Consider the following 21,842-nt stretch of genomic DNA (forward strand, 5'->3'; position numbering starts at 1 on the left):
CTCCTTTCCAATTAAAGAATTACTTCCATTTAAAAGCAGTATTTTCCTGCATATTGTTGGGTCTTATTTAAATTGTTCACTTATACTGTCTATCCGATTTGTCCACACTCCACCGAAGTAATTTTCCGGCAATCTATTAAGGTCTGCTTTAGAATCAAAGCCCTCTGGCCATTTGCCATTTCCTGCTACGATAATAACCTTGGTATCGACTTGGTCCATCAAATTTATCCGGCCATCCCCATAGCCATTTCGCATATTTTTCAGGAATCATGCCTGTCCAGCCGCCGGTAAGGGAAGGGATCAGCCATTTTTTTAAAGTCGCCTTAGACATCACCCGCTGGTCGGGAATTATTTCCTTTATTCTTGCTATGGGGGCATTACCGCCATAAACCGTCAGCCTTTTTTTGGGTTTCGCTAATGCTATTAAGAAAATCAGCCATTTGTTCCCCTTCAGCAGGATCATCGCTTTTTATATGTATTAAAAACAGCTGTTCAGGAAAAGTGGTCAAAACCTCTGTTAAAGAAGGCATCATTCCAACCCCTTTACCTCGGAATGGATAGCTCTGTCCGTTATCGAAAGTATAGCCATAACCAATATCTATTTTCTTCAGCTCTTCCATGGTGTATTCAGAAGGAGCTCCGTTCACATTCGTCCGGCAATCCAGCGTCCAATCATGAAAAACGGCAAATTGGTCATCCTTTGTAGGACGGACATCTATTTCCACCATATCCGCCCCATACTCGAATGCGGCTTTTATGGAAGGAATCGTGTTTTCAAGATAAGCATGCTCTGGTTGATAAATCTGCTCCGCTGTACAAGTCTTACCTATTATATTTTCCATCGAAAACGTCTGCGCCAAACCCCGGTGAGCGAGAAGAAAAGGCTGATCCGTTCGGGTTTTCGTAAAAACGAACTATTATTTAAAAAGACAAATACTGCCAACAATACAATGCCCATTCCTATTATTTTGACTGATTTCTTAACGTTTATTTTTGTGTCCTCCGATAATAAAGCAAACCGTTTGCATAAAAACATGATCAAGAAGAAAGGATCCTCACTGTTTAATCCTTGTACGCTCTGGTTACCCTTTTGCTATTTATTCCAATTCCACACTTCAATGCCGCCTAATTGTAATTGATAAAGCTGTTCCTCCTGTTCCAATTTCTCCATCTCCCGTACCGGCCCCGTCACTACTGCGCCGATTACTTGTATCCCGTGTTCGTTTAAATACTCAAGCCGTTTCTGATCGATTTCTCTCCCATAATAGCGTCCGTGTTCAGTCAGCCATTCCAGGTCCTGGATCAATTGCTTTTCAGCTTCGGCTAAAGACTGTTTATTCGTCAAGAACAATCGCCAGGAACTCAGTTTGTTCTCCTCATCATATTCGTGTGCAGGCCGTAAAATCAGCGGGGAGATAAAAGTGAACTGGCCAGCTTGGGAATAAGAAACTTCATAATTGGTTATTTCCCCGCTATAAACAGCCATTTGATTGATTTCCAAATCATATCTGGAAAGAAGCTGTCGAAGTTTTTCTGGTGTCATTCCCTTTTTGACTCCTACTTTTACCTGGGCTACAAAACCGTCTTCGACGTTGGCTAATTGCTCGGTGAGACTGAAACCCGATTGTCCCTTTTCAGCAGATGTCTTCCCAAGCAGGTCAGGAGCGACAGGGAAATTGTTGGTGAATCCATCGTCAAGGTATTTTTTTTGTTCATCCAAGTGGTACTGTACCTTTCCAAACAATCGTTTTTTGACCGTTGCTTCTCCAGCGGAAACTTTCCAATCCCCAACCTGACGGTAAACGCTATAGGTGGATTGCTGTGTAAGAAAAGGGGTAATGGTCGCTTCTCGGGACATCCCTTGTTTTTCGATGGTTATTCCTGGTGTTCTTGTCTCAACCAACGTTGTGGCCATCCGATCAAAAGCAGCCTGTTTCCCTGACATATTGTAGAAAATATCAATCGTAGACACATACAGCACATATACCAATAGCAGCAGCAAAAGTGTCCTAATCACTGTGAAACCAATGGAAAACCTGGTCCGCCATACCAATTTTTTCGCTTGTTTTCGATCCTCTAACGGAGTTTGTGATTCATCCCAGTCCGATAATACCTCATCTTTTTTCATTTTCTAACTCCCTTCTCTCCTGGTCATACTGCTGAAATTTCTGACGCGCCCTATGTAATGTGGTCTTCACCTGGCTATCCGTGAGGTCCATAGATGTGGCAAGCTCTTTGTAGGAGAAGCCCTGAATTTCTCGCAAATAGATTATTGTCTGCATCCGTTCCGGCAGCTTTGCCAGAATATGCTCCAGTTCCTCTTGACGATTCTTACTCTCCAATTGTTGTTGTGGGTTCCCTAATTTACTGGACGGCTGGTAATCCTTTATTAATTTTTCCATCATTTTGTTCTCGGATTTCGACTTTCTCGCCTGGTCTATATATAAATTTCGAGCCACCTTAAATAACCATGCCCTAGCCTGGACCATGTTTTTCACTTTCAAGGAAATCATTGCCCGATAAAAAGTTTCCTGCAGTAGTTCTTCCGCAGTTTCCCGGTTTCTGCTCATTTGCATCAAATAACGGAAGAGCGGCAGGCGGTACTTCTCGAAAAGTTCTGCAAACATATATTTTTTCAAATCCGCTCCCCCCTCCACTATAAAAACGAAACGCTTTTGAAATTGTTACATATATATGTATTAAAAAAATAAAAAAAAGAACGGAAATCCCCGTTCTCATTCTACTATAACTGCTAACTATATTGTCCCCTTTTAATAGAGAGGTTAGACCAGACGAGTTCGAATGCCGAGAAATCCAAACTCGTCTGGTTCTGTCTTGGGTATATATTTTAATCCCTGCTTCTGTAAACTAATCCAAGAGTCGATTATTTTCATCCACATTTATCGGCCTTGCTGGTTCTGCTCGATCACCAGGAGAAAATTCCCCGTCTCCGCCGCATACCGTACATGTGTATTGCCATTCCTCATCATCGGACAGCATCCCAGTGCCTTCACAAGCTTTACAAACATTCCTTCTATCAACCATTTTTCTCTCTCCTTTTCTCAGGATTTGGAGGCGTTCTGTCGTTCTCTTACCCAATTGATTAATCCGCCTTTTAGCATCATTTCAACCTGCCGGCCGGACAATGCATGCTGGACAGCAATTGATTGATTTTTTCCTTTGATCGAAATGCTGAATTCGTTACCTTGTTGAATTTTGTTTCGCAGGTCCGTAAGTTCCAGGACATCACCTTGATTCAATTTCGCATAGTCATCCTCATCTACGAAGGTCAAAGGCAAAATTCCGAAATTGACCAGGTTTTGCCAATGGATTCTTGCAAAATCTTTTACTAAAGCTGCACGCAAACCGAGGAACCTAGGCGCAAGTGCTGCATGCTCCCGGCTCGAACCCTGCCCATAGTTAAAGCCGCCGATAATCGCATGTCCACCCTGCCCCCTGACTGCCATGCTCCGTTCATAGTAGGATTCATCAACTATCTCAAAAGTGAATTTGCTTATTTCCGGCAGGTTGCTGCGGAAAGGCAGTACACGAGCGCCTCCTGCCAAAATTTCATCAGTGGAAATATTGTCACCCATCTTCAACAGAACCGGAAGTTCAAGCTGATCCGGCAATTCATCCATCTCAGGGATGGAAGCGATATTCGGTCCCTTATAAAGTTCAACCTGCCTTGCTTGCTCAGGATCAAGCGGGGCATCCAACAAATTCATGTCAATTGTCGGTTTTTTTGGCTTTCTAATTTTCGGGTAATCCATTTTTAGTGTTCGAGGATCCGTAATGACCCCAGTTAGTGCTGATGCGGCTGCCGTTTCCGGACTACAAAGAAACACACTGTCTTCTTTCGTCCCGGATCGCCCCGGGAAGTTCCGTGGGGTAGTTCGAAGACTGTTTCTGCCAGTTGCCGGGGCTTGTCCCATCCCGATACAGCCGTTACACCCTGCCTGGTGGAGTCTTGCTCCTGCCTGTAATAGATTGGCAATATGTCCCTCATTGACTAAATCTGTCAGCATCTGCCTCGAAGTAGGGTTGATATCAAAAGAAATACCGTCTGCAATCTGTTTCCCTTTCACGATTTCTGCAGCGATGGCAAAGTCCCGATAACCCGGATTTGCAGAAGAACCGACATACGACTGATAAATCGGTTCACCGGCAATTTCCTTGACCGGCACGACATTGCCGGGGCTGGATGGTTTAGCTATTAACGGTTCTAGTTCGGAAAGATTGATTTCCTCCTCCAAATCGTACGTTGCACCACGATCCGCCTTTAATTCCATCCAGTCTTTTTCACGATCCTGATCGTTTAAAAACCGCTTTACTTCTTCGTCAGAAGGAAAGACCGTACCGGTTGCCCCCAGTTCCGCTCCCATATTCGCGATAACATGACGGTCCATGGCACTCAAGTTCTTCAAACCGGGTCCATAATATTCGATGACTCTGCCAACGCCCCCTTTAACGTCATGGCGTTTCAGCAATTCAAAGATAACATCCTTGGCGCTGACCCATTCCGGCAACTCACCGGTCAGTTTCACTCCCCATACTTTCGGCATTTTCACATAGAACGGCTCACCAGCAATAGCCATCGCTACATCGATTCCGCCTGCTCCCATGGCGAGCATTCCCATACAACCATTTGCACAAGTATGGCTGTCCGATCCAAGTAACGTTTTCCCTGGTTTCGCCAATCGCTGCATATGCACCGGATGGCTGACACCATTACCGGGACGGCTATAATATAAACCAAAACGTCTGGTTGCACTTTGCAAAAACAAATGATCATCAGGATTTTTACTGTCTACTTGGATAAGATTATGATCGACATATTGGGCGGAAGCTTCCGTTTTTGCATAATCAAGCCCCATAGCTTCCAGCTCAAGCATCACCATTGTACCAGTGGCATCCTGTGTCAACGTTTGATCAATACGGAGTCCTATTTCGGTTCCAGATATCATTTCACCTGACACCAAATGTTCCTTAATCAATTTTTGGGTAACATTTAAAGGCATAGATCAACCTCCTCAAAATACTTGCTATTATCATTTTGGTTCTAATGTGAAAAACTATGCTTCCAGGAGGGAATTAAGGGAAATATCTTTTTGTTGTGAAGGGATTTCTTTCTGGATAAAAAAAGCTGAAAACAGCCTCCGGCTCTTTCAGCTTTTTTTGTTTGCGATATCTATGTTATGTAAATTAAATGCGTCTTTATTTATAATTGTTTCATCATGAGAAGCTCATCACGGGGTGGAAATACCATTTTCTCCCTCCATTGGAATTTGGGGTTTTATTATTCTGGCTCGATCGATGGCGTTCTGATAAATCTTGATTATCCGGTAACCTCTGCGCTGGTAAAATCCAAGTGCAAGAATGTTGTCATTACTGGTGACAAGCTTCACACTCGTACAATTCATTTTTCGGGCCATATCTTCCGCCAATGTTAGGAGTTTGGTACCGATACCACGTTGCTCTAACACGCTGTCCAATGAAATTATTTCACATGCCTCTCCGACAATTGTATAGGTGATCATGCCGACAATTTCTTGACCTTTAGCAACTGCTGCAAAGCCGGGAAGCTCATCACATTGATAGGTTCCGCTCGTGATGACCATTTCCGGACTCCCCCAATGGTCTTTAAAAAAGGCAGTGATTATTCGTTTATCTAATTGGTCCAATTTCACATACTCCATTTATTTCTGCCCTTTCATTATTTACTTTTGACGAATGGAGCAATCACCCTTAACCCGTCGGCAAATTGAAGCTGGTTGCACGGAATACCAGCTTCTATGTAACTTCTTACCATTTTCCATTCGTCCTGGTTCGTCTTTCTTTGAAAAACATCAAAACACAAATTCGCTGTATCAAGCGGTTTTCCTTCGATAATCAATGTAGCATAGATGATGGCAATTACCACATTTTCTCCAGTGGATATTTTCGCATGGACAGTCAATACCCATTCAGCTGATTCCTTTAACTGCGTGAATGCTTGTTCCCATCCTTCAAGCGACTGTTGATAGCCAAAATCGAGGATTTCTGAACCCCTTGATTCACGAGCCTGATAATCGTTAGAAATATGCTTTTGTAACTCTACCAGGGAAAAATTCCTCCATGCGTCAAGGTAGCTTTCCAAGTATTGTTCAAACCCTCTATTTCTCTCCTGTTACACTTTCCAATGGAGTCAATCTGTGCAATTTTTTATAAACAGGACTTAGTTCACTCCACACATCGAATTTATTTCCGTCTAAATCATAAAAGGTAAAATTGTTACCTGGATGTCCCCTATCTTCAATTGCCCCGACTTTGACTCCTCTCTCCAGCAACTGCTGCCGAATGGCTTGGAGTGCCTCGAGTCCGTCTACTTCAAAGGTGATAGAGAAGCGTTCTTTTCCAGTTGCATCCAAAAAATTAGCCGTTTGTTTTTCCCCTGCTTTTACAAGGAAAAAACTTTGGTCAGCAAGATTTAGGATTGCTTTTTCTTCATCCTGGTAGGATAAATCAGCATCCAAATTGGTCACGTACCATTCAGTAGCTCTATTCACATCTGCTACCGGCAAATAAGTTGTTCCTACTCTGATTAATTTTTTGTCCATTTGCAACACTCCTTAACACCGTTTGTTAAACCAAGAAAAAATTAGAGCTACCAGAATACCACTATTTTGATAATCGATGCCTGTACTCCTTGTTTCTTGCCAGATATCCTTGCCTCAGTGAAGAGTTATACCACCTTTCCTTTCCTGCGAGAAGAATAGGGATAAAACCTATTTGGATCGGCTCATCCGTCTTCATTATTTTTCCAATCTATCCGCAAAATAGCTCACCTGCAAACATACAGCTGATGCAATAGTAGTATTACGACAAAACTAGCGAATTTTCCTTTTTTATTTCAAGAAAGCAATGCTCCAGCATGATGTTACCAGGTTTATTTGACTTCAGAGTATCTAGCTAATTATTTTCCTATTCTCCGCTGCTTTTGTACTGGTTGAATAGCTGTTCTTCTCTTCGTCTTTTATAATTACCCGCCAGCGATTGTTTTTTTATCATAAGACGTAATAAGAAACGGACCAAAAAAGCAATTCCAACTGAAGGACAGCAAACTCAGCACCAATATCCAGAAAATTACGCAAAAACTTGAACATGGTTACCTTCCTACTAATCAACTTTTTTCGAATTTTTCCATACTTATTCTTTTTATTAGGAAATACAACAGGAGAGCCTGCAACAAACCAAAGGATTTCGAGAAACAAATGGTATACCAGCTTACTGGTTTCCCGGCACATTTCTTCATCCCTTTTTTAAATGGACCCGATACACTTTCACATCTGTCGGATTTCCTGTCTGCGAATAGAAGCCCATTCAAAAAGTACTATATGAGTGGTTTCTTCCTTTTAATCAAATTAATTTGATTTATAAAATAAAAATTTTAATCTCTGCGAAACAGGCAGCAAAGTTCTTCTGAAAGCAAATGATTGATTTGCGGATTGTTTAACGTATAGTAACTCCAGGTACCCCTTGTTTCTTTGTCAATCAAACCAGCATCCATCAAAATCTTTAAGTGGTATGAAAGCTTGGATTGAGGTAAACCTAATTTATCTGCCAAATCACAAACACATACCTCGCCATATTGGGTGATTTCGTGCAAGATATGCAACCTTTTCTTATCCGCAAGTGCTTTGAACTTTTTTTCATAGCTGGTAAACGCCTGATCGATAGACATATCGATTGTTGCATTTTCATTATTCATTCAGAAGTCTCCTTACATCAATTTAGTTTGATTATCTTAATGATAACCTCCCATCTTATGGGATGCAAGCACTTAACATCAAAAAAAATTGATTTAACATAAAACTGCTTACCAAAAGGCTCTAACAGGACAAAAGCGCAAGCGCCTGTTTAAAGAAGTACAGGCTAAAGCCGCCACGTCCTGTGGCAACGCCTGCATGACCCACATCGTTTGGGCCTCCGACAAGCTTAAGAACAGCCTCGACGTGGCGCTTTTTGCCACACAGAGGGTGGGCTTAAGACCTCGAGGGGGTAGGCGCTGGAGCTGGACGTGGCTGGTTCAGCCAATAATGATCCACAGACAGTTAAATTTATAATTTCTTATACAATAAACGAAGTCGAATGCCCTCTAGGAGCATTCGACTTCGTTTATACTTTTCTCAAGCTAATCTTTTCCGTAAGGTGGTCTTTCCCTTTTTTAAAAATAATCGTCGATCGGTACTTGGTGGGTGATATATTCAGTTCAAGGTTTTTCTTGTTTATCCGGTTCCAAATATCTGCAGCTACTTCTTCAGCTTCTTCGTCGTTAAGATCGGCATATCGATTGAAATAAGCATTGGGATCCTTAAAGGCTGATTCCTTTAAAATCTTAAAACGCTCTATGTACCATCGTTTGATATCCACTTCATCAGCATCCACAAATAACGACATATCAAAAAAATCTGATACATATAACCTGGAAAGCATTTCATTGGTGACCGGCGTTTGCAGGACATTGATCCCTTCAATGATCACAATATCTGCTCCATCCACCTCGACATACTCTTCTGGTACGATGTCATACGTAAAATGAGAATAAACCGGCGCCCGTACATTGTCCTTGCCAGATTTCAAATCACTTAAAAAATGGATGAGTTTTCTGATGTCATAGCTTTCCGGAAATCCTTTTTTGTCCATCAATCCTTTACTTTCCAAGATGGCATTTGGATACAAAAAGCCATCGGTCGTCACGATTTGCACTTTCGGATGTTCTGGCAGCCTGGATAGTAGCGACTGCAAGATCCTAGAAGTAGTACTTTTTCCTACGGCGACACTTCCCGCAACCCCGATGATATACGGAACCTTTCGTGTAGCTTGTCCAAAAAATTGATCTGTCACAGAATGAAGCTGTTGGGAAGCGTTGATATATAAATTCAGCAACCGCGTTAGCGGCAAGTAGATCTTTTCTACTTCTTCCACGGATAATCGTTCATTGATCCCCTGAAGTTCTTTTATTTCAGCTTTTGTGAGTGTCATTGGTGTATTGAACCGGAGCTTTGCCCACTCTTCCCTTGTAAAAGAAATATAAGGGGAAATTTTTTCAGAAACCATGAATATCTACCTCTGCTAGTTAATTGACATACTTCTACATCATACTATGTCACCTTTGATTTGAGAAGGGAGGTGCTTTATTTTTATCGGATTGGTGTGTTAAAGATAGATTACCCTGACAAGAAGTGGCGTATATCTCGTAAAAAAGCTTGTTTTTGTTCCAGAAACGGGTAATGGTTACTTTTATCGTAGGTGATGAACCGGGATCCAGGAACAAGTTCATTTATTTCCTTTGAAAATTCCCATGGGCATTGGACATCATATTTCCCGCAAAGAATCAAAAGATTCGGCTGACAGCCAGGAAGCTTGCTAGTTAAATCAAATACAGCCAGTTCACGACTGAAAACTCGATTCTCTCCTTGGACAATGTTTTCTTTATTTGTTTGGAAAAAAGTTGTCCATATTCTTCCGGATTATAGAGGGACAGTTTCGTCCTTTCCTTTGTCAATGCTTCTCTTTGAACTGCCTCAAGTTTCGGTTTCTTCAACAATTCAAGCAATTCCTGCATTCGGTGGAAATCGGGATGATCAGGATGATAAATAGATGAGGACGAGACGGTATAATCTCTTGCGGCAGTTCCGACAACAATCAATCCAGCCAAGCTGTTCGGAAAATAAATGCCATACACCAGTCCTAACATTCCTCCAGTCGAATGACCGGCAAAGTACCAAGTTTTTAAGCCGAGCGATTGTCTGATTGCTTCCAAATCCATTACGGTCTCCAGCATGCTGAGCTGATGGAATTGCTCTGCCCTCGCTGAGGATCCAGTCTCCCGGAGATTGACCAAATAAACCATGTTATTGCTTGTAAAGGTGTCGGCAAAGTTATCACCGCTCTCATTAAATGCTGAATAAAGGTGGGTGATACAGATTGGTTTCCCTTGCCCTTTGACGAAGAACTCGAAACTCCCCCTTTCTGTTGTTACTATTTTTCTTTTCCATTCCAAGATGAACACTCCCCTTTTCGCCCCGACGATGTAACCCCTTTCACAATTCTACCAGAAATAACCTTTTGGTGACATCCATTCGATCAAACGGGAAGGAATATCCAAAGCGAATTAGTTATGGAAAATACGAATGAAAAGAGGGAAGTAGGAATGGAAGCTCGTCATCAAATATTGTTCCGCCAAATGGAAACATACCGTACGGAACTTCTGGACGCTGTTCTTCCTGTTACTGAAGAAGAGGCAGACTTTGTTCCTCCGGGATTCAACAATAACATACGTTGGAATCTCGGCCATGTTTACCTTGATCAATTTTTGTGGCTGGAAACTTTAACAAAAGAAAAGCAGAACGTCCCGCATGAATTTCACAGCTGGTTTGGCTTCGGTAGTTCACCGGCAGATTTCACCGCGGAAACACCCAGTCTAGAGACGATAAAAAGATTGCTCGCGGAGCAACCCGGTGGTATAAAAGAACGGTATGGTGAACGAATGGACGAAACGTTCCCAGCGACAGAAATGGGAATGCATACGATTGAACAGGTATTAGTCCGTACCATTTTCCATGAAGGAATGCATTTACAAAAAGTGATGGATATAAGGCAACAGCTTTCCAATGCCGTTCGGAAACAGGTATAAAAACACCCCGATATTGCCAGCCTATTTCCTGACAATATCGGGGCACAGCAATTATTTATTCCACCGTGTTTTTCAGCGACTTATCTCTTTCATGTCTGGTGATTGCCAGCTGAATTAGTTGATCAATTAAATCCGGATAAGACAATCCGCTTACTCCCCAAAGCTGCGGATACATACTGATCTTCGTAAAGCCGGGCAGTGTATTCACCTCATTCAAGACTAACGAACCATCTTGTTTCAGAAAAAAGTCGACTCTTGCCAGTCCCTCACATTCAAGCACGCGGAAAGCTTGAATCGCGGTATCTTGAATATTTCTTATCTCTTCATCGGATAGTTGCGCAGGTATCTCGAGCACGGCTCCATTTTCATCAATATATTTCGTTTCATAGGAATAAAAATCCCCTTGCGGAAGGATTTCACCCGGGAGCGAAGCCTTTGGTTCCTCATTACCTAAGACGGCACATTCTACTTCGCGCCCCTCCACGCTTTCTTCAATCAATACTTTATGGTCGTAAAGGAACGCCATTTCGATTGCTTTTCGGAAAGCTGCTTCATCGTTCACCTTGCTAACGCCTACAGAAGACCCCTGGCTGGCAGGTTTTATAAAGACAGGCAGCCCCAACTGTTCTTTTACATCGGCAAAAGATACTGTTTCTTTTTGATGTTTTTTCAACGTTACGGACTTTGCTACTTCGATACCTGCCTGCTGCAATAATTTTTTCGTTATATCTTTGTCCATACATACCGCCGAACCCAGCACATTTGATCCGACATACGGCAGATTCGCCAGACGCATCATACCCTGAATGCTGCCATCTTCGCCTAGCGTTCCATGCAGGATCGGAAAAATTACGTCAAGCTGCTCCAGCTTTACAGTCTCTTTCAAATTCATCATTTGCTGCTTATCTTCTCCAGGGATGATGGCAATATGCTGGTTGGATTTGTTCATCTCGATCAATTTCGGATTTTCCTCATTCATGAGAAAGTGGGACTGATTATTTAAATGCCATTTGCCTTCTTTGTCAATTCCGATCAATGTTACCTCGTACTTCTCTTTATCGATGGCGTCGACGATATTTTTGGCAGATTGCAGAGATACCTCATGCTCTGCAGATTTACCGCCAAAGATCAATCCTACCCTTGTTTTTTTCTTCATGACTGCCTCCTAATGCATCCAATTATTTTCTTCTATATCATATCAAAATAAAACGCATTTGGTTTCTTTTTTCATTTACTTGCGACTTTCTTATATGCATCTATTGTATTTCAGCCTGCCTGTTCCTGTCTTCATCGGCTACCGTATTAATCCCTTTCTTTCAGAAGTTTGTACAGCAGTCAAGCTGCAAAAGCTCAGATGAATGCTGTTTAATTTACGCGCTCTTCAAGAAGGGGTGACGGATGGAAGACTGTTCCATTTTCAAGTCATTTGCTTTTGTTCGAGCCGCCATTCAAACCAACTGCCATGTCCATCTGTCCTTCCCACTATTTCATGACTTTCTTTTCCTTCTGACACCCTGTCTATGTGAAGCAGCGGGTCAGACATATTATTGTATATATGAAAGATTTCTCGATTTTTGCTGATGTGCTTGATGCGATCTATCAGCTTCTTTTTTTCTCGAGAAGGGATTTGATTTGCGACATGTGTATGAAATACACAAATAGTTGAATCAAAAGGGATTTCAGCAGCTACCTCTTCCAACAGGTCTACTCCGTTTCCTTCTATTAATGTAAGGTCTGATGCCTCTTTTTGGCACTGCATGGCCGCCCGTTCAAAAGCTTTTCTCCTTGTTTGATGCTCGGGCCAAATCAATGCCTTTAACCAGGCATAGTCCTCAGGATCATTAAGATGATTGATATGTAAGTCAATTCCTATTCTTTCCGCTACTGGCGGGCTTTTCTTTCTTAATAACGGAAGCTGTCCTTCCCTTACTTCAGCCGTCAACACTAATTGTGCATCTGCATTTCCTACAATCGAACCATGTTCGTACTGGTAAGCATATTTGTCCCATAACAATTGCAGTCCCGCGCTGCTCCCTAGTTCGATAAGCGATAGTGGGTGCTTTGTTTGCTGGTAGATATGGCAAAAGATCGGATAGAGATAAGCACAGCGTCTCACTTCATTTGTTTGCACCAATTTTTCAGTAAGCAGTTGTTTTATTTCTGTTTCATGATTTCGACAAAAATCCTTGAACCAATAAAATGCTTTTTCCGGTTTCTCGGGAACAGTCGTCAGACTGGCGTAAAATCTTTTCAATGGATGATCACTTTGTTGTAAAAGATAATGTACAGCACCAAGTAACAAGTTCGGCGTTGGCTGGTCTTCTCTGGCATGCCCGCTCAATCGTAAAAGCTCGTCGTCATCGGCTATCTCAGTCGCCAGACATTCATATAGTCTGCTTGACCCTCTGCATTCATAAAGGGAAAAATGCTGAAATCGCTCGGATAAAAGATCTTTCATTCGTATGTACCCCTTTTCCAGTCATTTCATTTCACTTATTTATTTGTATACTTTCGTTGCTATAAAACAATCTCCTTCATTACGAATATAAAGGCTAAGCAAATAATCAAGATTTAGGAATATTTTTCTTATGAAAACGTAGGTTGAGGAAGTGATCGGGATAAATATAATTGGGCAAAACAAAGGGACTGTCCCCTAAGCATTTTGATGCTTAGGGGGACAGTCCCTTTCCAATTTATGAGCAATGGCAGCAGAGCTGATGGTCACTCTTTTTCACATGATGGATTTTGCTATAACCTTTTTTCAGCTGACTAAACAACTCTTTTGTTTCCGAAAGCAAAGATTGTTTTTCAGTTAAATAAATATGATTTTTTGATATATGGGTAATTAATTCAACGGCCAGTTTTGGTTCATGCTTCATCAATCTGCTATATGATTCCTCATCGACCCGTACGAATACGACAGGGGTTACACTCTCGACATACATATGCTTTGTAAAAAACACGGAACGATCACCAAAAAATTCGCCAGCTCCTATTATTTTCGTTCTGCATGTTTCCTTATTGAAAAGGCGAACAAACCCACTTGTAATAAAATAGACAGCATGTGCAGGCTGTTCAAAGGAGTAGATCAGCTGACTTTCCCCAACCTCCCCGATTTCACCATACGCTGATAAAGTCTCATAATTGTATTTCCATTTATCCTCTAAGTGTTTACGTTTCGTTAATTTCATATATATGCCTCCTTTAAATTGTAATTATTTTTATTACATTTAAGGCGTACATTCGGTACCATTCTTAGCAGTTATAGGTCAGTAACTATTTCTGAAATTGGTTTAGACGGATGGTTTCTCACCAACATTGCTACGTCGTTTATACTATAACCAGCCAAAAAACTTTCTAACTGTTTTTCAGCATTCCCGAAAATCGTTGTTAACGTACTCTTCATATTTGCCCCTACTACACAGTCTGGATTTGCTGGGGAGCATTTAGGGATCAAAGTACCTTCGGAGGTTATTTTATATATTTCGTGCAGCCCTATTTCTTCGGGATTTACCCGCAAAATGAAACCACCGGCACACCCTTCTTTCGTTGCGATGTACCCTTGCTTACGAAGTAATCCCAATACCTTCCGTACCCTGACAGGATGAACAGCAGTACTCTCTGCAATAGCATTACTTGTAGCCATCTGACCTGGATGCAATGCCAGATAAGTTAAACTGTGTACGGCCAAGGTGAATTCACTGTTCACTGTAATCCTCCTAAATGATGATCATACTTATCCCTTGTTCATAACTGTAATCATATTTATTTCAGTTCTTCCTGTCAACCTTTTAACCTTGGAAAACTATCTAGCAAACAGAGGAAAAAGTACCTAATTATGTAAAACACAAGATGCCGATGGATGCTCCCCCCTTTGGTCAGGAAGGCCTCAAGCGAAATAAAACGCTTGAGGCCTCCCGGTTTTTCTATGAAATTTTCTGTGTGCCTTGTTCCCCATTTATCGAGTAACTTACGGTTAACTCCGCATTGACGGAATGCGCTACAGAACAATACGTATCTTTTGATAATTGAATGGCTCTGACTACCTTTTCTTCGGGTAGATCCCCCTCCAGGACGTAGTGAACATGAATAGTGGTGAACCTTTTAGGATGCTCTTCTGCACGTTCACCGTCAATTTCCACTTCAAATGACTCAGGTTTCAGTCGCATTTTTTTCAGGATGGAAATGATATCGATAGAGGTGCATCCAGCTACAGCATTTAACAGTAATTCAGTTGGCCGTGCTCCGCTATTTTCCCCACCGACCTCTTCGGAAGCATCCATATGTACTTGATGGCCGGAAGGCGTAGAGCCAGTAAAAGACATTTTCTTGTTCCATTTTATACTGTTTTTCATACTCCTGCTCCTTTCGATCGTCTCTAACTACTATTCTCCCTATTGAGGGATTTATACTTTTCCTAAAATTAACGGTAAACAAAGCCTCCTTCATTCCGAAGAGAGAGGGAGATGACTTTATTTTCGTTTTGCGAAAGTTTTCAATCCACGCATGGAACACCTTGCTCACTCGACAAGCATAAGCCAATCCTTCAAGCACGTTCCTGCCACAAAGAGGATTGGCTTAAGACATCAAGGGAGTAAGAGTGGACCTTGGAGCCAGACAGCATTCCAACAAAATTCACATATTATTAGAAAAACCTTGAATAAGATGGCCTTTGTACCCACTTTCTTTTTACGAGTTGGCAGCCTCTTTTGCGATGGCTGTAAGCAGTTCCGCAACTTTCACCAACTCGCCTACCGGCATCCGTTCATTTGTTGTATGGATATCTTCATAACCGACAGCTAAATTAACAGTAGGGATACCGTGGCCGGCTATCACATTTGCGTCACTTCCGCCTCCGCTTTCCAGCAACTGACTGTCTCGCCCAATAGAATTTGCGGCTCTGCGGGCAACCTCTACCACATGGTCTCCAGCTTGCTGTTTGTAGCCCGGATACATGACTTTTATATCCAAATCGACACTTCCTCCAAATTCAGCAGCAGTTTCTTCGAATGCCTGCTTCATTTTTTTCACTTGCTCCTCCATTTTTTCGGGGACAAGGGAACGAGCTTCTGCCAATATTTCAACATGATCGCAAACAATATTGGTTTTCGACCCTCCTTCAAATCGTCCGATATTGGCAGTCGTCTCTTCATCGATTCTGCCAAGGGGCATTTTCGAAATAGCTTTTGCTGCCAAAGTGATGGCTGAAACGCCATTTTCCGGAGCTACTCCGGCATGTGCCGTTTTCCCTTTTACCACTGCATTGATCTTCGCTTGTGTTGGAGCAGCTACAATGATATCACCCACAGTTCCGTTACTGTCTACAGCATAACCATAAGCTGCGTTCACCATTGAAATATCCAGTGCCTTTGCTCCGACAAGACCGGATTCCTCTCCTGCAGTGATGACAAACTGGATGTCACCATGATCGATATCATTTTCTTTCAGAAGTTTGATTGCTTCCAACATGGCCGCTAAACCGGCTTTGTCATCTGCCCCCAAAATCGTTGTACCATCAGAAACGATGTAACCCTCTTTTACAGAAGGCTTGATGTTGTTACCAGGTACTACGGTGTCCATATGGGATGTAAAATATATCGTATCAACTTCCCGTTTATTTCCTTTCAACGTACATATTAAATTGTTGGCGCCATGTCCGGTTTTCGCTTTGCTGTCATCTTCTACCACTTCCAGCCCAAGCTCTGTGAATTTCTTCCTCAAGACCTCTACTATTTCTTCTTCATGCTCTGTTTCAGAATTCACCTGGACAAGTTCCAGAAATTCTTCCACGATACGTTCCTGATTCACTTCTAGCATGTTTCACGTACCTCCTTGTTGTTTAAAAGGACATTTCTGTCTTCTTCTTACGTTACTGAAAATCGGGAGTCTCTGTCAATTTTTTCATCCCATAACCACTTTAGTTTTGGTGTTGATACCAGTCCTATTGACTCACTACGCATCTAAAGCAAGGAGGAACCCCTCCCGGATCTGGACATCATCAGAATCATTTAATCCAATCAATGAAGTTACATCACCTTAACGCCAAGATCCATCACGGCTACAATCTTTTTTGCATGCATTTCTCTTAGAGCGCTGCCATATATGGTGAAATCCTGCGCGAATAAATGATCTGATCGGCCTGCCGTCGATTTCAGTGCTCTCCGTCCCTCTGGAGCTCCTTTATCCGCCATTCCGAAATCGGTAACACGGGGGTCGACGAACGGATTAAGCTCGACAAATGTATCTTCATCTATTGTTAATCCGTTCATGGTGTTTTCGAGTCGCTTATCTCTACGGACCAATTCTACTTATCTTCGTTTTTCTTCAATTCATTTATCTCCTTCTGTTTCCTGATGCTGGCATAACTCGATTAACACTTGGCTGGCATCGCCGGGATGAAGAAAAGCGATCTGACTATTATCAGCACCTGCTACTGGTGTTTCATTTAGTAAGCGTATGCCTTGCCGTCGATACTCGGACAATCGCTCCTCCAAGTCATCCACTTCAAAGGCAAGGTGATGCACCCCTTCTCCTTTTTTATCAAGAAAGCGATGAATGGTTGATTGTTCATTCAATGGTTCAAGTAGTTCCAGACGCGTTTCTCCTATCCTTAAAAAGGCCACTTTTACCTGTTCTGAGTCAACCATCTCTACTTTCTCCACTTCCAGTCCAAGTACATCCTGATAAAAAGGGAGTGATTTATTTATGGCCCTTACAGCAATCCCGATATGCGCGATTTTTTTAGGCGATACGGATGCAGAGCCGACTAGACGTTTTATGTAAGAGGCTAGTGCCTCCGTCGAAGCGCCACTGGTGAATATTTTTGTTATCCCTTTTCCTTCAAGGTACGGGATGTCTTCAGCTGGTATAACACCACCGCCGATAACCGGAATATCGGCAGCATCTCTTGCTCGCAATGCTTCTACCACCCTGGGAAACAATGATCGATGTGAACCTGACAAGGAAGAGAGACCGACAACATCGACATCCTCCTGGACGGCAGCCTGGGCTATTTCTTCCGGCGATTGTCTCAGCCCCGTGTAAATTACTTCCATGCCGTGGTCACGCAAAGCCTGAGCTATGACCAAAGCACCGCGGTCGTGACCATCCAATCCGGCTTTTCCGATCAATACACGAATTTGTTTCATTTTATCGACCACCCCTATATTCCGTTGTATTCCCCGAATTCTTTTCGAAGTGTGTTACATATTTCCCCAACTGTGCAATATGCCTTCACAGCTTGTAAAATATACGGCATTAAATTGATGCCAGGATCGGCTGCAGCTGCTGCCAGCTTCTTCAGGCAACGATCTGCCTCCATTGGGTCGCGTTCCGTTCTGACTTGCTGCACTGCCTGTTTCTGGCTGGCTTCAAGTTCTTCATCCACCTTCAACAAATCCGGTTTTTGTTCTTCTTCTTCGACAAATTGATTAAGACCGACTACTGTTTTCTCTCCTGATTCTATTTTCTTTTGGGTTTCATATGCTGCCTGACGGATTTCCCGCTGCATATAACCAGCTTCAACGGCTTGAACAGCACCGCCCAGCTTGTCGATTTTTTCAATATATTCCCATGCGCGTGACTCTATTTCATCTGTTAAGGACTCCACATAATAGGAACCACCTAAGGGATCGATCGTATCGGCAGCACCGCTTTCGTTTGCAATGATTTGTTGCGTCCTTAATGCAATCCTTGCCGATTCCTCGGTAGGAAGGGATAGTGCCTCATCCCTTGAATTGGTATGAAGACTTTGCGTCCCACCCAAAACCGCTGAAAGCGCCTGCAACGCAACGCGGACAATATTGTTGTTTGCCTGTTGGGCAGTCAATGTCGAGCCGCCTGTCTGTGTGTGAAACCGCAGCTTCCAGCTAGTTGGCTCCTTAGCATGGTATCTTTCTTTCATGATTTTAGACCAAATCCGACGTGCTGCCCGGAATTTTGCTGCTTCCTCAAAGAATTGATTATGCGCGTTAAAGAAAAACGCAAGACGAGGTGCAAACTGATCGATATCAAGCCCGGAAGCTAAAGCTGCTTCTACATAAGCGATTCCGTTAGCAAGTGTAAAAGCAATTTCCTGGACTGCAGTAGACCCTGCCTCCCTTATATGATAACCCGAAATACTGATGGTATTGAAGCGGGGAAGCTCCTCCTGGCAATAAGCAAATATATTAGTAATCAAGCGCATAGAGGGCTTGGGAGGAAAAATATAGGTTCCGCGCGCAATATATTCTTTTAAAATATCATTCTGAATGGTTCCCGTTAGCTGAGCCGGATCTACCCCTTGTTTTTCTCCCACTGCTATGTACATGCATAGCAATACAGAGGCTGGCGCATTGATCGTCATGGAAGTGCTTACTTTGTCTAGTGGAATCGAGTCAAACAGCGTTTCCATGTCATGCAATGAATCAATCGCAACACCCACTTTTCCGACCTCCCCGTCAGCCATGCTATCATCGGAATCATAACCGATTTGTGTCGGAAGATCGAAAGCGACAGACAAACCGGTTTGCCCTTGTTCCAATAAATAACGAAACCGGTGATTGGTTTCCTGTGCTGAACCGAAACCAGCATACTGCCGCATTGTCCAATACCTGCTGCGATACATGGTCGGCTGAATTCCACGGGTATAAGGATATTGGCCGGGAAATCCTAGCGTTTCCTGATACTCTTCTTGTGGGTGCTTTGGTGTGTATAGTCGATGGATCGGGATACCGGAACTTGTTTCAAAAACTTCCTGTCTTTCCGGATAGCGTTGAATCGTTTTTTTCACTGTTTTTTCCCACTCTTGTTTATTGGCAGAAAACTCTTGTTCCTTCCCCATACGAATCCTCCTTTGTCTCTCTATCCATACCATTCCGATACAGTTGATTTAAAAATCCTTTACGTTTCCTTCTATTATATATAAAATTGTTTGAATATTTAATTCCCAGGGGGCTTGTCCATTCTGCCCATTCGCGGTAAAATACAAGTAGCTACAGGGGTGAAGGAGGAAATGCAATGGCTAAAAACAACATGGACCAAACAGTAAAACGCAAACCGTCCAAACGGGAAAGACGGATCAAATTAGTTATATATATTATGATTATCGCCATGGTATTGTCAACGGTGACAATGGGATTGTCTATGTTTATATAAAAAAAGGGCTGGCACTGCATTATCTTTTTAAGATCATCAGTGACAGCCTTTTTCTTTTGCAAAAAAATCATACATCACTTGGTTTAAAGGTCTTTTTTAACACAAGGTATTGTTCGATTTCATATAGCAAACGGAACAAGTTCGCCCTCGTTTCAAACTCGATTCTAGTTTTTGGCAAATCATCCTTATCAAAGGTTTTACGCAATTCGCGCAAAGTTTCCAAATGAAGTTTTGCCGTATTACCGGGATGAACCGCTTCAGCCAGTTCATCAAAAAAATTAGCCATCCGATAGTTTTGTTCATACAGCCTGTCCATTTGACTGACAAGCGGGAGCATTCGGCGCAACAGTTCAAATTGTTTTCTCCGCATGATGAAATAATCAAAAAACGTATGCTTATCTCTTAATAAATGATTTTCAATATCCCGCGCAACCAGCCGTTCCGCCTTATTCAACAATTCATCGGTCTCGGTCAACTCCTTTCCCGTCCAGGTTTCACGGCCTTCCCGTAAGTATATGGCTATTTCTTTTAAAATGGTGCGGAAATTATCCTCGACTTTTTCCTGTAAATCAACCAAATTATTATCTAAGCTGGGCATATATAAATTCAAAAGGAGAGCCGTCCCGATTCCTATCACGATAAGAAAAAATTCATTCACCAATAAAGAAAAGGTTATCTCGCCGGAGCTGTACAAATGCAAGATAATTACCGAGCTGGTCACAATTCCCGGGGTCAACTTCAATAGAACGGTTGTTGGGATAAATAAAACAAGCAAAATGCCGATGGCCAATGGATGGAAGCCGATCGTTTCGAAAACGGCAAAAGAAAAAAGCATTGCCAGCAAGCATGCACCAAAACGGTGCCATGAGGTAAGCATCGAACGTTTACGTGTAGGCTGAATGCACAGTAAAGCAATAATTCCTGCGGAAACAAAGTTTTGAAGCTGAAGTAATTGAGCCAACCAAATTGCTATCGGTGTCCCGGTAGCTGTTTTTAAAGTTCGGTATCCTATTTTCACGCTGTATACTCCTTACTAGCTTTTTGAACAAGGATGAAGAGAGAAAAAAACCTTGTCACAGGCGTGGCAAGGTCATCATATCTCTGTGTTTCATTATATTTCTTCGCAATGTTCCTCAAAAATATGTTGAAGTTTTTCTACGACGTCTACCGGACCAAATCCTTCTATATCATGGCGTTCAACCATCGTGACGATTTTTCCGTCCTTTAGAAAGGCGAAAGAAGGGGATGATGGTGGATAACCTTCAAAATAACTTCTTGCTTGTTCGGTTGCTTCTTTGTCCTGTCCTGCAAAAACAGTAACCAGATGTTCGGGACGCTTGTCATAATGAATGGCATTGGCAGCTGCCGGACGAGCGACTCCACCTGCACATCCACAAGTAGAATTTACCATAACAAGTGTTGTTCCTTTACGGTTCAAAGCTTGGTCCACCTCTTCTGGTGTAGTTAGCTCTTCATAACCTGCTTCTGTTATATCTTTTCGTGCCGAATTGACGACATCATCCATGAATAAATTGAAATCCACTCTCTATCCATCTCCTTAAAGTTAATATTACTGTACTCATCGTAACAAGAATAATCCAGAGTTTCAATCAGACTGTTTAGACAAGGTTTCAAGCATCTTTTTTTGTTGCTGTTTTTTCATTACAACCTGCATGATTGCCAGTACCCCATATTTTTCAGTCATTTCAAATTAGCAAAGACATGTTCGTCAAAATTTCAGTCGTTTTCATACTGGTCTTGTTCCTTATTGTCTAGTTTCCCACTAACTGCAGGCTGCTTTCTTTTATACATGTTGATAACCAGGTCACCTACCCCCATGGCGATAAAACCATTCAAAACGCCAAATATCATGATAATGTTGCCTCCCCCAGTGAAAAATGACATAACCAGCACTGCGATACTATATACAGCAAAAATTAACCCTAATATGTATAAAATTCGTCCTACGATCATTTTCCCTCTCCTTTTATAACCACTACTCGTTGATCGAGAGCCTCCTATATCTCCC

At 42.3% G+C, this 21,842-nt stretch carries 23 protein-coding genes and 2 pseudogenes; 2 read left to right on the forward strand and 23 right to left on the reverse strand.

Translation table 11 applies throughout. The features are described from left to right. Positions 1 to 63: 63 nt before the first annotated feature. From ERJ70_RS10895 to ERJ70_RS10945, 11 genes and pseudogenes are all read right to left on the reverse strand, one after another. A pseudogene (locus tag ERJ70_RS10895) lies at positions 64 to 958 on the reverse strand (glycerophosphodiester phosphodiesterase family protein). Positions 959 to 1,093: 135 nt separating this feature from the next. After that, entirely contained in the window at positions 1,094 to 2,128 is a 1,035-nt protein-coding gene (locus ERJ70_RS10900) for an anti sigma factor C-terminal domain-containing protein (protein ID WP_209364921.1), read from the reverse strand. Beyond that, a complete protein-coding gene (locus ERJ70_RS10905) occupies positions 2,115 to 2,657 on the reverse strand; it encodes an RNA polymerase sigma factor (RefSeq protein ID WP_256439040.1) in 543 nt (180 codons plus the stop codon). Before ERJ70_RS10905 ends, ERJ70_RS10900 begins: the two co-directional genes overlap by 14 nt. A 211-nt stretch (positions 2,658 to 2,868) precedes the next feature. Further along, a complete protein-coding gene (locus ERJ70_RS10910; RefSeq protein ID WP_209364923.1) occupies positions 2,869 to 3,045 on the reverse strand; it encodes a hypothetical protein in 177 nt (58 codons plus the stop codon). Positions 3,046 to 3,062: 17 nt separating this feature from the next. Beyond that, positions 3,063 to 5,021 carry an aconitate hydratase gene (locus ERJ70_RS10915; protein ID WP_209364924.1) on the reverse strand — a complete coding sequence of 653 codons (1,959 nt, stop codon included), beginning with the start codon at positions 5,019 to 5,021 and terminating at the stop codon, positions 3,063 to 3,065. Between the two features lie 228 nt (positions 5,022 to 5,249). Beyond that, positions 5,250 to 5,699, reverse strand: coding sequence for a GNAT family N-acetyltransferase (locus ERJ70_RS10920; protein WP_309506941.1), 450 nt, complete (start codon positions 5,697 to 5,699; stop codon positions 5,250 to 5,252). A 17-nt stretch (positions 5,700 to 5,716) separates the two neighbouring features. Then, positions 5,717 to 6,139, reverse strand: a complete 423-nt coding sequence (locus ERJ70_RS10925; protein WP_209364925.1) for a flavoprotein — start codon at positions 6,137 to 6,139, stop codon at positions 5,717 to 5,719. Positions 6,140 to 6,155: 16 nt separating this feature from the next. Continuing rightward, positions 6,156 to 6,599: a VOC family protein gene (locus ERJ70_RS10930; protein WP_209364926.1), complete on the reverse strand. Its 444-nt coding sequence runs from the start codon at positions 6,597 to 6,599 to the stop codon at positions 6,156 to 6,158. A gap of 830 nt (positions 6,600 to 7,429) precedes the next feature. After that, positions 7,430 to 7,750, reverse strand: coding sequence for an ArsR/SmtB family transcription factor (locus tag ERJ70_RS10935; protein ID WP_309506943.1), 321 nt, complete (start codon positions 7,748 to 7,750; stop codon positions 7,430 to 7,432). A gap of 407 nt (positions 7,751 to 8,157) precedes the next feature. Beyond that, positions 8,158 to 9,099, reverse strand: coding sequence for a type I pantothenate kinase (coaA, locus tag ERJ70_RS10940; RefSeq protein WP_209364927.1), 942 nt, complete (start codon positions 9,097 to 9,099; stop codon positions 8,158 to 8,160). A gap of 110 nt (positions 9,100 to 9,209) precedes the next feature. Next, positions 9,210 to 10,048 (reverse strand): annotated as a pseudogene (locus ERJ70_RS10945) (alpha/beta fold hydrolase). Between the two features lie 147 nt (positions 10,049 to 10,195). Between ERJ70_RS10945 and ERJ70_RS10950 the strand changes: the two are divergent. Then, complete coding sequence (locus ERJ70_RS10950; RefSeq protein WP_209364928.1) at positions 10,196 to 10,678, forward strand: DinB family protein; 483 nt, start codon at positions 10,196 to 10,198, stop codon at positions 10,676 to 10,678. A gap of 55 nt (positions 10,679 to 10,733) precedes the next feature. On the opposite strand, the gene ddlA is transcribed toward ERJ70_RS10950, so the two are convergent. The 9 genes from ddlA to ERJ70_RS10995 form a co-directional block, all read right to left on the reverse strand. After that, positions 10,734 to 11,834: a D-alanine--D-alanine ligase gene (gene ddlA, locus ERJ70_RS10955; RefSeq protein ID WP_209364929.1), complete on the reverse strand. Its 1,101-nt coding sequence runs from the start codon at positions 11,832 to 11,834 to the stop codon at positions 10,734 to 10,736. Positions 11,835 to 12,095: 261 nt separating this feature from the next. Next, entirely contained in the window at positions 12,096 to 13,142 is a 1,047-nt protein-coding gene (locus ERJ70_RS10960) for a DUF2332 domain-containing protein (protein WP_209369314.1), read from the reverse strand. 229 nt (positions 13,143 to 13,371) lie between these two features. After that, positions 13,372 to 13,869, reverse strand: a complete 498-nt coding sequence (locus ERJ70_RS10965; protein ID WP_209364930.1) for a Crp/Fnr family transcriptional regulator — start codon at positions 13,867 to 13,869, stop codon at positions 13,372 to 13,374. Positions 13,870 to 13,940: 71 nt separating this feature from the next. After that, positions 13,941 to 14,387, reverse strand: a complete 447-nt coding sequence (locus ERJ70_RS10970) for an RrF2 family transcriptional regulator (RefSeq protein WP_209364931.1) — start codon at positions 14,385 to 14,387, stop codon at positions 13,941 to 13,943. Between the two features lie 217 nt (positions 14,388 to 14,604). Next, complete coding sequence (locus ERJ70_RS10975) at positions 14,605 to 15,033, reverse strand: OsmC family protein (RefSeq protein ID WP_209364932.1); 429 nt, start codon at positions 15,031 to 15,033, stop codon at positions 14,605 to 14,607. Positions 15,034 to 15,367: 334 nt separating this feature from the next. Then, on the reverse strand, positions 15,368 to 16,495 hold the full coding sequence (locus ERJ70_RS10980; RefSeq protein WP_209364933.1) for a M20/M25/M40 family metallo-hydrolase: 1,128 nt from the start codon (positions 16,493 to 16,495) through the stop codon (positions 15,368 to 15,370). 209 nt (positions 16,496 to 16,704) lie between these two features. Further along, positions 16,705 to 16,980, reverse strand: a complete 276-nt coding sequence (locus ERJ70_RS10985; RefSeq protein WP_209364934.1) for a carboxyl transferase domain-containing protein — start codon at positions 16,978 to 16,980, stop codon at positions 16,705 to 16,707. A gap of 27 nt (positions 16,981 to 17,007) precedes the next feature. Then, positions 17,008 to 17,826 carry a methylmalonyl-CoA epimerase gene (gene mce, locus ERJ70_RS10990; RefSeq protein ID WP_209364935.1) on the reverse strand — a complete coding sequence of 273 codons (819 nt, stop codon included), beginning with the start codon at positions 17,824 to 17,826 and terminating at the stop codon, positions 17,008 to 17,010. 14 nt (positions 17,827 to 17,840) lie between these two features. Further along, entirely contained in the window at positions 17,841 to 19,499 is a 1,659-nt protein-coding gene (locus ERJ70_RS10995; RefSeq protein WP_209364936.1) for an acyl-CoA mutase large subunit family protein, read from the reverse strand. A 176-nt stretch (positions 19,500 to 19,675) separates the two neighbouring features. Here ERJ70_RS10995 and prli42 point away from each other — a divergent pair, with 176 nt between their 5' ends. After that, positions 19,676 to 19,813, forward strand: a complete 138-nt coding sequence (gene prli42, locus ERJ70_RS11000; protein WP_209364937.1) for a stressosome-associated protein Prli42 — start codon at positions 19,676 to 19,678, stop codon at positions 19,811 to 19,813. 67 nt (positions 19,814 to 19,880) lie between these two features. Here the strand turns inward: prli42 and ERJ70_RS11005 are convergent, their stop codons facing one another. The 3 genes from ERJ70_RS11005 to ERJ70_RS11015 all read right to left on the reverse strand — a co-directional run bounded on the left by ERJ70_RS11005 (position 19,881) and on the right by ERJ70_RS11015 (position 21,787). Further along, on the reverse strand, positions 19,881 to 20,831 hold the full coding sequence (locus tag ERJ70_RS11005) for an aromatic acid exporter family protein (RefSeq protein WP_209364938.1): 951 nt from the start codon (positions 20,829 to 20,831) through the stop codon (positions 19,881 to 19,883). 93 nt (positions 20,832 to 20,924) lie between these two features. Beyond that, positions 20,925 to 21,356 (reverse strand): BrxA/BrxB family bacilliredoxin, encoded by a 432-nt coding sequence (locus ERJ70_RS11010; RefSeq protein ID WP_083334658.1) that lies wholly within the window; start codon positions 21,354 to 21,356, stop codon positions 20,925 to 20,927. 194 nt (positions 21,357 to 21,550) lie between these two features. Then, positions 21,551 to 21,787: a hypothetical protein gene (locus tag ERJ70_RS11015; protein ID WP_209364939.1), complete on the reverse strand. Its 237-nt coding sequence runs from the start codon at positions 21,785 to 21,787 to the stop codon at positions 21,551 to 21,553. Positions 21,788 to 21,842 lie beyond the last annotated feature (55 nt).

Source organism: Sediminibacillus dalangtanensis (assembly GCF_017792025.1).
In the GTDB taxonomy this organism is placed as follows: domain Bacteria; phylum Bacillota; class Bacilli; order Bacillales; family Amphibacillaceae; genus Sediminibacillus; species Sediminibacillus dalangtanensis.